General features: G+C 57.9%; 8 protein-coding genes and 1 pseudogene. 6 read left to right on the top strand and 3 right to left on the bottom strand.

What is annotated here, in order from left to right; translation table 11 throughout:
• The first annotated feature begins 107 nt into the window (after positions 1-107).
• The 3 genes from ABJK56_RS07070 (at position 108) to ABJK56_RS07060 (ending at position 5,516) form a co-directional block, all read left to right on the top strand.
• A complete protein-coding gene (locus tag ABJK56_RS07070; protein WP_347243963.1) occupies positions 108-2,171 on the top strand; it encodes a biotin/lipoyl-binding protein in 2,064 nt (687 codons plus the stop codon).
• 106 nt (positions 2,172-2,277) lie between these two features.
• Complete coding sequence (locus ABJK56_RS07065) at positions 2,278-3,171, top strand: HlyD family efflux transporter periplasmic adaptor subunit (RefSeq protein WP_347243962.1); 894 nt, start codon at positions 2,278-2,280, stop codon at positions 3,169-3,171.
• A gap of 98 nt (positions 3,172-3,269) precedes the next feature.
• The gene (locus ABJK56_RS07060) at positions 3,270-5,516 is read left to right on the top strand and encodes an HlyD family efflux transporter periplasmic adaptor subunit (protein ID WP_347243961.1); all 2,247 of its coding nucleotides are present in this window, start codon (positions 3,270-3,272) and stop codon (positions 5,514-5,516) included.
• Positions 5,517-5,658: 142 nt separating this feature from the next.
• On the opposite strand, the gene ABJK56_RS07055 is transcribed toward ABJK56_RS07060, so the two are convergent.
• The 3 genes from ABJK56_RS07055 to ABJK56_RS07045 all read right to left on the bottom strand — a co-directional run bounded on the left by ABJK56_RS07055 (position 5,659) and on the right by ABJK56_RS07045 (position 10,374).
• Positions 5,659-6,627 carry a CPBP family intramembrane glutamic endopeptidase gene (locus ABJK56_RS07055; protein ID WP_347243960.1) on the bottom strand — a complete coding sequence of 323 codons (969 nt, stop codon included), beginning with the start codon at positions 6,625-6,627 and terminating at the stop codon, positions 5,659-5,661.
• Positions 6,628-6,803: 176 nt separating this feature from the next.
• Complete coding sequence (locus ABJK56_RS07050; RefSeq protein ID WP_347243959.1) at positions 6,804-8,810, bottom strand: sulfatase-like hydrolase/transferase; 2,007 nt, start codon at positions 8,808-8,810, stop codon at positions 6,804-6,806.
• Positions 8,811-8,970: 160 nt separating this feature from the next.
• On the bottom strand, positions 8,971-10,374 hold the full coding sequence (locus tag ABJK56_RS07045; RefSeq protein ID WP_347243958.1) for an MATE family efflux transporter: 1,404 nt from the start codon (positions 10,372-10,374) through the stop codon (positions 8,971-8,973).
• A 525-nt stretch (positions 10,375-10,899) separates the two neighbouring features.
• Between ABJK56_RS07045 and ABJK56_RS07040 the strand changes: the two genes are divergently transcribed.
• The 3 genes and pseudogenes from ABJK56_RS07040 to ABJK56_RS07030 all read left to right on the top strand — a co-directional run.
• Entirely contained in the window at positions 10,900-11,187 is a 288-nt protein-coding gene (locus ABJK56_RS07040) for a hypothetical protein (RefSeq protein WP_347243957.1), read from the top strand.
• Positions 11,188-11,621: 434 nt separating this feature from the next.
• The gene (locus tag ABJK56_RS07035) at positions 11,622-12,836 is read left to right on the top strand and encodes a DUF1573 domain-containing protein (RefSeq protein ID WP_347243956.1); all 1,215 of its coding nucleotides are present in this window, start codon (positions 11,622-11,624) and stop codon (positions 12,834-12,836) included.
• Positions 12,837-12,881: 45 nt separating this feature from the next.
• Positions 12,882-14,237 (top strand): annotated as a pseudogene (locus ABJK56_RS07030) (hypothetical protein); the annotation flags it as partial.

Genomic DNA, 14,237 nt, shown 5'->3' with positions numbered 1-14,237 from the left:
TCCTCTAGGGCGGTTTTCCGGGCCAATCGGTTACAATGAAAGTGAAGAATCTCTCGAGATTTGGTGTCACGCCCGCCCAGGAGCTTTCCTGAACAGTGTCCACCTGGATGAGTACCGAACAGCCCCTCGATCCCGAACTGATTGAACAGACGCGGCAGCAGATCCGTCAGCTTGTCGCGGAGATAGCGCAGCTTTCTTCCCGGGCGGAGTTGGCCCCGGAACAATACTGCGCGGAGTTTCTGCCCAGGGTCGTGACGGCGCTGGCTGCTGTGGGAGGGGCCTTCTGGCTCACCGAAGGCCAGGGACGCCTGAGCCTGGCCTACCAGATGAACCTCCAGCAGACGCGGCTTGCGGAAGACCAAGAGGGACGCCAGAAGCATAATCGCCTGCTTCAGCGGGTGTTGGAAAAGAAGGAGCCCCTTCTTGTCCCACCGCATTCGGGCAGTGGCGGGAACAACGGTGAGGGGAATCCCACGGATTTTCTGCTCATTCTCGGCCCGGTGAAGACGGAGCTGGAAGTGGTCGGCCTCGTGGAGGTCTTTCAGCGTCCGGACGCTCCTCCGCCTGCCCAAAAGGGCTATCTGCGATTTCTGAGCCAGATGTGCGATCTGGCGGGCGATTATTTCAAGACCCAGCAACTCAAAAGCCTCACCGATCGCCAAATACTGTGGTCCCGGCTGGAAGAGTTCACCCGGCTCATTCATCAAAGCTTGGATCCCCGTGAAACCGCTTACACATTGGCGAACGAGGCACGTCGGCTCATCGATTGTGATCGGGTGAGCGTTTCTGTTCGGCGGGGGCGCCGCCAGGTCATCGAGGCCATTTCTGGTCAGGATGTGGTGAACAAGCGATCGAACGTCGTCCGACTGCTCGGGGATTTGGCGACGGTTGTGGCCGCGGCTCAGGAGAGTGTGTGGTATTGCGGCGACACCTCACAGTTGGCCCCGCAGATCGAGGATGCGCTCCAGGAGTATGTGGACGAGTCGCACTCCAAGACGGTAATTGTCATTCCGTTGGGACGACCCGCTCCTCCTCCCACTGACGAAAGCGAGGCGGACCGTCCTAGGGATCGACCGCCGCCGGTGGGCACAATGATCGTCGAGCAAATCGAAGACAGCCGCATCACGCCGCAATTGCGGCAGCGTGTGGAGGTCGTTGCCGAGCATGCAGCCATCGCGCTGGCCAACGCGGTGGAACATAACGAGCTTTTCCTTATGCCTGTGTGGAGGGCTCTGGGCAAATCACGCCTGATCACCGAGGCGCGGATGCTGCCTCGAGCGGTGCTTTTCGGAGCCCTGGCGGTGCTCGTGTGCTTGATGCTTATTTTGGTACCGTGGCCCTACAAACTTCATGCGCGAGGCACGCTGGAGCCCGTCGTGAAACGCGACGTCTTTGCGGGGATCGACGGTGTTGTCGATGAAGTGCTGGTCCAGCACGGACAGCATGTGGAAGCGGGGCAGATTCTCGCCAGGCTCCGCAACACAGAGCTGAAGCAGAACATCCTGGAGATCGAGGGCCAGTTGGCCTCCAACCAGAAACAGATCGCTACCATCCGGCGGGAGCTCGCTGATCTTCGGGCCCTGAGCCTTCAGGAGCGGAATCGACTCACCGGCCAACTTGCAGAGCTGGAAGCCCGGCAGATCAGCCTCATCGCGCAGCGGGCGATCCTCAAAGAAAAGGAGAAAGAACTTACCGTCATCAGTCCCATTGCCGGGGATGTGGTCACCTGGGACGTTTACAACCGGCTCATCAACCGGCCTGTCAATCGGGGTCAGATCCTCATGAGGATCGCCGACACGTCGGGAGATTGGGAACTGGAACTCCATATGGCTGAGGACCGGATGGGCGAAATCGTCCTTGCTCGCCGCCAAATCCAGGAACAGGATCCGAACGAGGATCTTACAGTGGAATACGTGTTGGCCACCGATCCTGGTCGGGTCCGCATCGGTCGGGTTAAGAATATTTATGCCTCCGCGGAAGTTCTTCCCGAGGAAGGCAACGTGGTCATGATCAAGGTCGCCATCAACAAGGAGGATTTTGACCCTGCTCAATTGCGGCCGGGAGCCACCGTAAGCGCGAAGGTGCACTGCGGGACCCGATCCATGGGGTACGCATGGTTCCGCGATCTTATTGCGTTCATCCAGACGCGAATCGTTTTCTACTTGTGGTAACCGCGGTCTCCCTTTCAGCTGGAAGCAGGCGAGATTGTGCCAAGAATCGGCCGAATTCGGACGAGGAATTGCTGGAAAAAATAGAGAAATTCAAACTGGGACAACCATGATGTTATGGTTCGTACTCAACATCGCACTGTGGGGAGTTGAGGTCGCCGGTGGATCGCCCGATTCTGGGATGATCACGCTCCCCAACTGTCCGGTGTCCATCATCGACGAGGCTCAGGTTCCCGCGCGTGTTCAGGGGCAGTTGAGCGAGCTTTCTGTGAAGGAGGGAGATGCTGTCAAACGGGGAGATATTCTTGGGCGAATTGATGATGCGGTGCTTCAGAAAACTCTGGATGTCAAACGCTATCAACTGGAAGCCGCCAAGAAGGATGCGGACAACGACGTCAATGTCCGCTATGCGAAGTGGGCCAATCTCGTGGCGGATGCGGAATATCAACAGGCCGTGGACGCCAACAACAGGGCCCCCGGCGCTGTCCCTCAGGCCGAACTACGGCGGCTTCTGCTGGAACGCGGCAAGACATCGCTGGCGATCGAGCAAGCCGCCCACGATCTGGAAGTCGCCAAACTCACCGTGCAGGTTCGTCAGGCGGAACTCGCGGAAGTGGAGGAGCAGCTCCGCATGTACCAGATCGTGGCTCCCATCGATGGAATTATCATCAAACGATTCTTGCATACCGGGGAGTGGGTGAAACCGGGAGATCCGGTTTTTCACGTCGTACGGATGGATCGGCTGCGAATCGAGGGGATGGTCAGTGCAGAAAAATACCTGCCGGCCCAACTCGACAAGGCGCCGGTGGTGTTTATCGTCAAGCTCCCGCAACTGGGAGAACGGCAGTTTCAAGGACAAGTGGTCTACGTCAGTCCCGTGGTCGAAGTGACCGGGGAATTCACGGTGTGGGCGGAAATCGTCAATGTTCGGGACGAACGGAGCGGCCACTGGTTGCTGCGGCCCGGATTGACAGGCCAGCTTAGGATTCGATTGAACCCATGATCACGAAGCTCAGCAGAAGAATGGCCAGCCATGGGATCCTGCCGGGTTCTGCGTATCAGTTGTGGACTTGTTGATCGCCCTGCGGGCCGGTAAAGCGCATGGTCACACTTGCCGACAGTCTGCTTTCCAGTTCGGCGCGACCTCTTCCAATCCGGAAGCGACCGGATCTGGTGGCCCAGCGCCAGCGCTACGAGGGCGAAGTGTACTGGGTGGTGAAGGATCCGGTCGGCCTCAATTATTTCCGATTTCAGGAAGAGGAATTTTTCATCCTCAACCAGCTTGACGGCCGTTCCAGCCTGGACGAGATCAAGGCTCGTTTTGAAGCCGAGTTCCCCCCACAGAAGATCACCCTGGAAGAACTCCAGCAATTCATTGGGATGCTCCACCGGAGCGGTCTGGTGGTAGCGGCAGCTCCCGAACAGGGGCGCCAGTTGCTGAAAAGACGTTCCGAACGCCACAAACAGGAGTGGATCAACGCGCTGAGCAATATCCTGGCGCTGCGGTTCCGGGGAATTGATCCAGAACGCCTTCTCAACGCCCTCTATCCCTGGGTGCGGTGGATGTTTCACCCCGCCTTCCTGGTTGCGTGCGTCATTTTGTGGCTGGCCGCGCTGCTTCTTGTGGCCTCAGAGTTCCGCGTGTTTCTATCTCGACTGCCAAGCTTTTACCAGTTCTTTACTCCGACCAACGCCCTCTGGCTGGCAGTTACGTTAGCGATCACGAAGATTCTTCATGAATTCGGCCACGGTTTAAGCTGCAAGCATTTCGGCGGTGAATGCCACGAAATGGGTGTCATGCTCTTGGTCCTGACCCCCTGCCTGTATTGCAACGTGTCGGACTCCTGGATGTTGCCCAACCGGTGGCACCGCGCGGCCATCGGAGCGGCAGGTATTTTCGTGGAGCTAACGCTGGCGGCCATCGCCACATTCGTGTGGTGGTTCAGCGAGCCAGGACTGATCAACCATTTGGCGCTCAACGTGATGTTTATTTGCTCCGTAAGCACGGTGGTTTTTAATGGCAATCCGCTGTTGCGTTACGACGGATATTACGTGCTGGCCGATATTCTGGAGATTCCCAACCTCCGGCAGAAGGCCACGCAGATCCTCAGCCGAACAGCGGCCAAATGGTTCCTGGGTCTGGAACTGCCCGAGGATCCCTTTTTGCCGCAACGCCATCATGCTCTGTTCATCGCGTATTCTGTGGCTGCGGCCATTTATCGCTGGGTGGTGGTCCTTTCGATCCTTCTTTTCCTCAATAAATTTTTCAAACCGTATCGACTGGAAATTATCGGTCGCGCTATCGCTCTTGGCGCGCTGTATGGGTTGGTCGTGCATCCGTTGTATCAACTGGGCAAGTTCTTTTACGTGCCGGGAAGGTGGAATGAAGTGAAAAAGCCCCGTTTGATGATGACTCTGGCGGGTTTGGCGATCGTCGTGGCTTTTGTGGTGTTTGTGCCCCTGCCGTATCGGGTGATGTGCACTTGTGAGATCCAGCCTCAGGATCCCGCGCCGGTGTACGTGGATGTTCCTGGTCGGTTGGAAGAGGTGTTGGTTCGGCCGGGTCAGCACGTGAAGGCCGGACAACCGTTGGCGCGGCTTGCGGACCACGATCTGGATATTGAAATTGCCCGTCTGGAAAGCCTGTACCGCCAGTATGCCGCGAGGCTCTCCGCACTGGAACGGCGGCGAAGTGATGATGAGGCTGCCGCCAACGAATTGCCCAGTCTTCGCGAAGCCATCCAGACTGTGGCCCAGCAACTGGCAGAGAAAAAAGTGGACCAACAACGGCTTGTGCTCGTCGCTCCCCGCGATGGCGTCGTGGTCCCGCCGCCGTGGAAGGTCACTCATGAAGACCCCGATGCGCCCTTGCCGGAGTGGTCCGGCAGTCCCCTTGAACCACAGAATATCGGCGCTTTCCTCAAGGAGGGTGATCTCTTCTGCACAATCGCCGATCCGAAGAAGATGGAGGCTATTCTGGTCATCGATCAGGCGGACATCGAATTCGTCCATCCTGGCTTATTCGTTCGCATCAAGCTCGACGAACTGCCCTGGAGAACGTTAACCGGCCACGTGGAAGAGGTCGCCAAGCGAGAAGTGGAGGCCGCCTCCCCGCGACTGGCCGGCAAGGCGGGCGGAGAACTTCCTACCAAAACGGATCCCCGTACAGGGTTGGAAAAGCCAATTGGCACCGTCTATCAGGCCCGCGTGCCGTTACCCAATCCGGACGGACTGCTGATCCCCGGCCTGCGAGGTCGCGCCAAAGTCCACGTGGATTATGCCCACTGGCTGAGCCTCGGACAGAGAATCTGGCGGTTTGTTAGTCGTACATTCAACTTCCGGCTGTGAACGAGCTCTGCAGCGGAGCAGAGCGAAGAGAGGGTCAGGCCCCACAGGGTGTTCTTTGGTGGACGTCCCTGGTGGCTCCTCACGCGACAGTGCCCCTTCCAGATCTCCGCGCGAACGCTTGGGTTTGGGGGTGGTCAGCAGGTTAGGAATTTGGCCTAGTTGGGAGAGGGTTTAGACCGGCGCGAAGAAGCGGAGCAGCTACGACGTACTCGGTGATCACCATCACAGCAAAAGCTGCTCCCAGGACGATCTCAGGTTGGGCGAAAGTCAGTTGCCAATTGCCGATGGCCATCACGGTGGCCAGTACGTTATTCGTGCCGTGGAGGATCATAGCGGGAATGACGCTGCCTGTGCGTTCCGTCAGCAGCCCGAGATAAAGTCCGAGAAGTGTGGCAAACGCGCCCTGAAGAAAATTGAGATGCATGGCCCCGAAGAGGATGGCGGTTACCAGGGCTCCGCGCCAGGGTCCCCAGCGGCGGGTCAGTCCCGTCTGGACATACCCGCGAAAGAGCACTTCTTCACAGATTCCTGGGGCCACACCAATGAAGAGAATCGCCGTTAGTCGGCCAACCGGCCCCATCGCCTTGACTTTGGAGAATATTTCCTCGAGCAACTCAGAGTCAGGAAACATCTGCAATTGCGTGGCCGCCAAAAACGCCAGTTGCAGGCTGAGGATCCCGATGAAAGAGAGAATAAGCAGACTCGGAGAGGCGACCGGGCGGAACAACCGGAGACGCTCGTCGAGCCTTTCGCCCTCCATCCACGTAGCACCGCCTGCGAGCAGGGCAAATCCCGCCATGGTCAACGCGGCAGTGGTGAGGACGTACTCGGGGGCATTGACGGCCTCCCGAAAAGCGAATTGCAAATCCGACGCTGACTCGATCATTCCCACCCGAGCTACAGCGCCCAAAACCGCTGCCAGGCCCACCGCTCCGATTTGAACGAACACCGAGATCATTAGCACGAGGAACACCGGCCAGATGCGCGGCGGGCGTCGGATCACACGGACACCCCCCAGCAATGGAGGGGGACTTTCCGTGGGCATGACAATCTCCGCGTGGACGATTTCTTCCTCCGGGGGGCTTGGAATCGGCGTCTGATCGCTCATCATGATTCTTCCGCAAAACGGGCTTCACGGCGGGAAATGCACTCTTTGCCACAGCGGGCGAGGCCCGGCCAACCGTCACGCATGACGACGGATCTCATGTATAAAGATAGCCAACCAGGCAACGGAAAGGCCAGCCTGCTAGAACCTAAAAAGGCCACATAACGTTCCCGACCGAGCTGTTACTCTTCCCCTACGATGCCGATTTCCGCGGCGGATGCCCACGGGCCACCGTTGATTTCTGAAAGGATGCGGATTCGGACATACCGTCCCCGAGTAGGCGTGATATTCCGCTCTTGGGCTTCTTTGGTTTTGCTGAACTCCACTCGCGTCACTGTTGCTTCCGAAAAGTCGGGATTTTTGCTGACCGCTATTTCGCACTCCTTGAACGTTCCGTTCCAGCTCTGATCCTGGCGGGCCAGATAGCGAATTCCGCTGACGGTGAACTCTTTGCCCAGGTCGATGACGAGCTCGTGAGGCGGATGTTTCAGCTTCGGCTGAAACTGTGTATGCCACCATGTTCGCGGATCGCCGTCGATGGCGTACCGTGCAAGGCGGTCGTTGCTCTTCGATTCACTGCTGCAGAAAAGGATGGTGTAAAACTTCCGTGGGATCGTTCCTTCCTGCGGCAACCGGTTGACCATGGCGACGTTGACTTTCTCCGGGGGCACTGCGTCGCCAAATTTCGCGCGACGGTCTTTTTCATTGAGTTGCGGTGCGAAAAAGTCGCCTTCTACTGCCGGCTCATGTGCCTCTTCTGCCAGCGCGATGAGCTGTTTCAGAATCTCGGGATGTTCCCCCGCCAGATTGTGCGTTTCGCTGATATCCTGGGCAAGATCATACAGCTCCCAGGGTTTTCCCATCCCTGGACGAATGGCTTTCCAGTTCCCCTTTCGCACTGCAATTTGGCCGGACAGCTCCCAGTACAAAAAATCGTGCTGGTGCTGTTTTCGGCCCACCACGTCCTCCCCTAGGAGCTCAGGAACGATGGAAATGCCATCGATGTCGGCCGGTGGTGTCGCGCCTGCCAATTCGGCCAAGGTGGGAAGAACATCCGGGAAGTACCAGAGCAGGTCGCTGACTCGACCGGGTTTGATTTGGCCTGGCCAGCAGACGATCATCGGCACGCGCAGGCCACCTTCGTAAAGGTTGCCTTTCCCGCCCCGAAATTGCTGGCCTGTTCGTGGGTCCACGTTGGGAGCGTGAAATCCCCGGGGATGATCGGCATCGCGAAAGTACTCATGGCCGCCGTTGTCGCCGCTGAAAAAGATGATCGTCTTCTGCTCCAACCCCAGCTCTCGCAGCAGATCGCGAATCTCGCCCACGTGGCGATCCACCATGTTGACCATCGCCGCGTACTTGCGGGCGTCGAGGGACCATGGCTTATCTTTGTAGAGGGCCCAGGCGGGATCGGTTTCTGGGATGTCATGGATCCCATGCGGTGGCGTCACCGGCAAATAACAGAAAAACGGGCGATCTTTATTTTCCCGAATAAACTTTTTGGCTTCTTCCACAATGAGGTAGTGCGAATACGTGGTGCCCTTACTCAAACCGTGGTTGCCCGGCAGGGGAACCTCCTCGCTGTTCCGGATCAGATAGGGCGGATAATACGAATGGGCGTGGACCTGGTCGTAGTAGCCGAAGAAGATGTCGAACCCATGTCGCTCCGGTACACCGGTAGAGCCACGACCGCCGCAGCCCCATTTGCCGAACCCGCCGGTGGCGTAACCCACCTGCTTGAGCACCGAGGCGATGGTGGGTTCATCGGCTCGAAGGGGCGTTCCGCCGCCGTTCGTGCGGACGGAAGTGTGCCCCGAGTGTTTTCCTGTCATCAGGCAGCACCGAGTGGGAGCACACAGCGAACTTCCTGCCAGTGCCTGCGTAAACCGAATTCCTTCCGCGGCGAGTCGATCGATGTTGGGCGTCTGGAAGTGGGGATGTCCCATGCAAGAAAGCTCATAGTATCCCAATTCGTCGGACACAATATAGACAATATTGGGCTGAGACGGCCACGGACGTGACTTTGTCTCTGCCCCAACCTCGCCCAGGCACAGCCTTCCCGTGCAAATTGTGCAGAGAACCGCGAATAGCATCAGCATCCGCGATAGCTGCCCATGCAAAGAAGAACCCGGCAGTCCCGCGGGAAAAATACCGGTCCCAATCCACGACCCATAAGAACACTTCTTCATGACAGGCCTCCCCAATAGTAAGCCGATGACAACACGATCCACCCTGGGGGCCAGCAGTCCAATCCGGTCCGGCTAGACGATTTTCGAATGGACGGGGAAGGATGGAACGCTGTTTTTAGTGTAGCTGACGAGTTGGTCTGAATAAACTGAGACACTCTTCTCACACACGGATGGTTTTCCATCCTCCCTGCACGAATCGCCAGGTCGTCAGGCAGGCACGGAGATAGAGATCCGCCACCATCGCGTACCAGGCTCCCAGGACACCCAGTCCCCATCCTGGGAGTGTCAAATCGAAACCTGGCAGTACGATGTCGGGGCGAGTGAGCCAGTAGGCCCCAGGAATTCTGACCCCGAGGAGCCCGATCAAACTGAATAACAACGGCCAGCGTGTGTCACCAGCACCACGTAGGGCACCAGAGAAAATCGTCACGAAAACGAGCGGAGGAATGCCGACAGCGATCGTACGGAGAAGAGGTGCGGCCAGGCGAGCCACGTCGCGCTGGTGCTCTCCCACCATGAGGCTGGCAAGCTCAAGGGGAAACGTGTAGAAAAGAACGGCTCCTGTACCCATCACCAAACCCGCCAGAACACACGCGGCGATGACGCCTCGCGTTGCCTTATGGGGCTGGCGTGCGCCCAGATACTGGCCGGTCATGGTGGCGGCGGCCACCTGAAAAGCAGCACCGGGGAGAAACGCTAGCGATTCGATTCGAATGGCCACTCCGTGGGCAGCGGCCGCCTTGTCACCCAGCGCGTTCACGATGGCCACGAACCACAATTGACAGAGAATGACCGAAAAGGTTTCTAGCCCCCCCGGGATGCCTACTCGAAGCAAACGATAGACCAACTTCCCTTGATAGCGAAACATCCGCCAGCGAAGGCGCAGTCCCGCCAGTCCTTTTAAGAGGATGAACAGCGTGGCCAGACCCCCTACGCAGTAGCCGCATGCCGTCCCGAAAGCGATGCCTTCCCAGCCCCAACGTGGACACGGTCCAAAGCCGAGACAGAAGGCCCAACTCACGGCGATGTTGACAATGTTGACGACGGTCATAATGATGAGGCCTTGAACCATGGCCCCGGCCCCACGTAAACAGGCGATCCCCACCGCACTGAGCATGACGAACGGCATGGCGGGGATAACGATCTCCCAGTAGCTCCGGGCGGCTTCCGCCGAGGGGCCTTGAAGCTGGAGTAGGGCAATGATTCTCGGACCCAGCGCCGTGGCGAGGACTGCCGCCGGCACAGCCACGAGGAAACCGACGAGCAGGGCCTGGTGCATGAACCGCTCTGCCATCATGAAACGACGGGCTCCCACATAGCGTGCCACCAGAGCCGAGGCCCCAATCGCCACAACGCTGAAAAGTCCATAGAGCAGCCACAAGAGGTAAGCCATCAAATTGACGGCCGCCAAGTGGGATTCGTTGAGATAGTGCCCCGTGAGGATTGTATCCGAGAAGCCCACGAGCAAGGCCAACCCTTGCTCCAGAAGCACTGGCCAGGAAAGCCGAAGCAACGGCCGATAAACGCCCGGTTCGTCGATCCAATCGTTGACGGGAGCAGCCATGCGATAACAAAAAGGAGATGTGTTAGCAGGTGGTTGGACATTTGTTCCTACGCGGGTTGCGCGTTGGGCAAGAAATCCAGTTTAATCCCTCCGCGGTAAGTTGTGACCTAGGAGGCTTTCTGCGGCTGGTTACGGACGGGGCCACCTATGACCGACGGTTGGGCGCAGGATAATGATTTCGCAAGTTGCCCAGGCTGTTCCCACACGAACAACCGAGGGGAGCTCCTGTGCGGCTATCAGTCGGTCTTTGCCCTGTGTCTGACACGTGGGCAAAATATCCTGAAACCGGACGAGATCGCAGATTCATCCACCCGAGCTTTCAGAGATGCGCTACCACAACACGCAGTACGGCCGGTGGTACCTTCTTGTGCCTGTGATCGTGCTTTACCTTTTTATCTTGGATCTTATTCTCCCAGGCAAACCAATTCCCTGGTGGACGTATCTCCTGGTTGCCGGGATTGTTGGGGGCATCACCCTTTGTTTTGTTTTACATCGCTAACTATCTATGATGGGGGAGATGCCCTGGTGGTTCAATTTGGGCCGATTCCTCTCCTGCGCAAACGCATTCCTTACGAGGCAATCACGCGGGTTGAAAAAGGCCGCACGAGCTGGTTGGACGGTTGGGGCATTCACTATCGCCTCGGCTGGGGATGGACGTACAACGTTTGGGGTTTCGACTGTGTGAGAGTTTTCTGCGGGAAAAAAGTATACAACCTCGGCACGGATGATCCCGACGGGCTCCTCGCGTTTCTGCAGAGCCAAATCGCCTCACGAGAAACGGCGACGCCATCCATCGAAGCCGTGAATGGGTAGGCAAGCTCAGGATAACTCACGTCCAATCGCCACGCCAGTCACGACGTCGCTCTCATCCCGCCCAGGGCAAACCCAGGCAAGACAAAGTGCGGCCGTCCCGGGTGTCGATGGGTGAGCCAATGCAACGCCGTCGGTTTGAATGGCTACTTGTTATCTGAACGATGGCGGCGCCAAAAAACTAACCGCGATGGCATCCGTATGTACAATACGGAGAAGATGCCGAACGGCCTGGCCCCGTGGCCCTTTCACGGTGAGTAGCGGGGACCACGGTGATACAGCCTGGTGTGGTGGCGATCCCACGCGGCAGGCTGGAACTGAAAAATACGATGGCGCGTGGGGGAAAGATGTGAAAGTCTTAGCTATCACCCAACGGCAATAGAACCACCGTAGAAATAGAACCTTATTGAGCGCTGGAGCAGTGCGGGAGGAACGCCATGCGAGGCTTAAAACTTGTGGGGCTGGTCGTTTTCGTGGCAGCGGTCGCAGGGGTGGCCGTGGGTTTGGGGCTCGGATGGCTCGCCGTGGAGTCCCGTCCCTGGCCGGGGTATCCCGTCTTGGCAGAAGCCCAGCCTGCTCAATCCGGCGGTGTCCAGGCAAGTGCGAGGTCGAAGCAGGAAAATCCCGAGGCAGCACAGCCCAGGGTGGAAGTGCCAGAAGACACCTATGATTTCGGCAGAATTGAGTCCAACTCGGTCGTTCGACATGAATTCGAAATCAGAAACGTCGGTTCGGCACCACTTCGGATCACCAAAGGCGACAGTTCCTGCCGGTGCACAGTTCTCAATTTTGAAGAGGCGGAACTGGCTCCGGGCCAGTCTCTCAAGATCGCTTTGGAGTTTGACGGCAAAGATTACGTGGGACCGGTCACCCAGCACGCCACTCTTTACACGAACGATTTACGAAAACCCCAGGTTAAGCTCACCGTCAAGGCGGATGTTGTCCGCTCCATAAGGGTGGTGCCACCAGAGATCGTCTTCACGCGGGTGGTGCGAATGCAGCCGGCAGTGGGGGAGGCCAAAATCTACATCTTTCGTCAGCAGCCAGTCAAAATCAGCCAGCCGGAATTGGCATATCAGGATGAAGCGGCGAACTTCTTCGAACTCGAGTTGTCTCCCCTTTCGGAGGGGGAGCTAGCGGTCGAACCCGGCGCTAAAGCGGGTTATCGGTTGCTTGTTCGCATCAAACCAGGCTTGCCTCTTGGGCCGTTTCAACAGAAAATCCGCCTGCACACCGATCAGAAAGATTCACCCGAGTTGGAGATTCCCGTTCAGGGACGAGTGGAAAGCGATGTGAACGTCGTGGGGGCGGGCTGGGATGCTTCGCGGGGAATCCTTCACATCGGTCGCGTGAGTCGCCAGACGGGGGCGGAACGCCGGGTGATGTTGCGCTTAGCCGTTCTTCCTGATGAGAAGCTGGAATTCCGTGTGGAAAAAAGTGTTCCTGAATTCTTGGAAGTCACCGTGGAGACTGATCGGATTGTCCACAAGGATGTTTCGATGCTGGTGCCCATCGTTATCAGGATTCCCCCCGGAGCAGGTCCCGCAAACTATTTCGGACTGGAGGAGCCAAACCTCGGGCGAGTTATCATCAGAACGAACCATCCTGATGCTCCTGAGGTAAAGATTCTGGTCCGATTTGCCATCGAGTGAATATGACATGTTTCCTTTCACTGGAAGATAGGAAGGAGACCTGAGATGTCACGGACCGGTCACCGCGGCATGGCGGCCGTCACGGTTTTTGTCGTTTCTTTTCTAGTCGCAATGGTGTCGGTGATTGAGCTGGGTTGCGAGCGTTCGCCGCCTCCGCAGGCCATCACCCGGAAATCCCAGGTTTCCGTGCTGGAAACGTCTCGTGGACAAGAGTCACCATCCGCGGTTGCCGGAAGCGCAAAGGGTCCAGAGAAGACGGCAGGTCCTTCTGCGACTATTCCGTTGAAGGGAGCGGCCTCCGCCTCGTCGGCGGCAAGTTGGTTGGAGCAGCCGGAATCGCTATCCGTTGCCCCGCCACCGGCGGTTCCCTCGGGATGGATCATCCCCGATGAACCACCAGCACAGCCTGTTGCGCAGTCCCGTCAGGGTTCAGAAGGCGCTGCATCTCAGGCCGCCCAAGTTCCGGCGAGTCCTGTTCCTGCCTCACAGAAAGTGGACGGGCAAGGGGAATCGCGGGTTAATGGGGAGCGTGCAGTTTCCAAAGCCTCTGTCTCAGAGGTGGCAGCCGGGGAAGCCCTCCCCAATCCGCTGCGGAGCGGCAACCGCGGAAACGGGCGGCTGCCCACTCCACCGATTGAGTCTTCGTCTGAAGCATCGGCGCCGTCGAAGCCCGCTGCGGTGGTTCCTGCCGCCCAATCGCAGCCCCAGTCTATTTCTTCCTCGGGATTCAAACGGCGTCTGGAGCGTCCGCCGTTTGACCCTATCAAAGAAAACGGCCAATTCTTTGTGGGCTGGACAAAACCGCAAGTCGCGCTGGTCTTTACTGGCCGCCAGGACGGCTACTTTGAGCCGTGCGGTTGCGCTGGTAAGGATCGCATGAAAGGCGGGCTGAGTCGGCGTCACACGATGATTCGGCAACTTCGCCAGCAGGGTTGGCCCCTCGTGGTGATGGATGTAGGGGGGCTCATCAAGGGCTTTGGCAAACAAACGGAGGTCAAATTTCAGGTGACGGTGGACGCTCTGCGGGTAATCGGTTACGACGCGATTAATCTGGGACATAACGACTTGCGGCTTCCCGCACCGCTTCTTCTCTCGGTGGTGGCACCTGTCGGTCAGAAACAGAGCGAATTCGTTTCCGCGAATGTGGCCTTGTTCGATTTCTCGGCAGATCAGTGGATGGCCCGCTATCGAATTGTGGAGGCGGGCCGAAAGCGCGTGGGTATAACGTCCGTGCTGGGTAAAAGTTTTCAGCAAGAGATTCGAAATCCCGATCTGGCGTTTAGGGATCCTGAGGAAGCGCTGGCCAAGATCGTACCGCAGCTTAAAGCGCAGGCCGACATTCTGGTGTTGCTGGCCGACGCTGCCGACGATGAGGCGTTTGCCCTGGTCAAAAAGTTTCCG

It is taken from the genome of Thermogutta sp. (assembly GCF_039793925.1).
Lineage (GTDB): Bacteria > Planctomycetota > Planctomycetia > Pirellulales > Thermoguttaceae > Thermogutta.
Note: the sequence above shows the minus strand (reverse complement) of the source record. Positions and strands in the feature narration are given on the sequence as shown.

What these genes read in the sequence shown, in the direction of transcription:
- ABJK56_RS07070 (WP_347243963.1), top strand. Translation starts at nt 108, where the DNA reads ATGAGTACCGAACAGCCCCTCGATCCCGAACTGATTGAACAGACGCGG.
- ABJK56_RS07065 (WP_347243962.1), top strand. Translation starts at nt 2,278, where the DNA reads ATGATGTTATGGTTCGTACTCAACATCGCACTGTGGGGAGTTGAGGTC.
- ABJK56_RS07060 (WP_347243961.1), top strand. Translation starts at nt 3,270, where the DNA reads ATGGTCACACTTGCCGACAGTCTGCTTTCCAGTTCGGCGCGACCTCTT.
- ABJK56_RS07055 (WP_347243960.1), bottom strand. Translation starts at nt 6,627, where the DNA reads ATGATGAGCGATCAGACGCCGATTCCAAGCCCCCCGGAGGAAGAAATC.
- ABJK56_RS07050 (WP_347243959.1), bottom strand. Translation starts at nt 8,810, where the DNA reads ATGAAGAAGTGTTCTTATGGGTCGTGGATTGGGACCGGTATTTTTCCC.
- ABJK56_RS07045 (WP_347243958.1), bottom strand. Translation starts at nt 10,374, where the DNA reads ATGGCTGCTCCCGTCAACGATTGGATCGACGAACCGGGCGTTTATCGG.
- ABJK56_RS07035 (WP_347243956.1), top strand. Translation starts at nt 11,622, where the DNA reads ATGCGAGGCTTAAAACTTGTGGGGCTGGTCGTTTTCGTGGCAGCGGTC.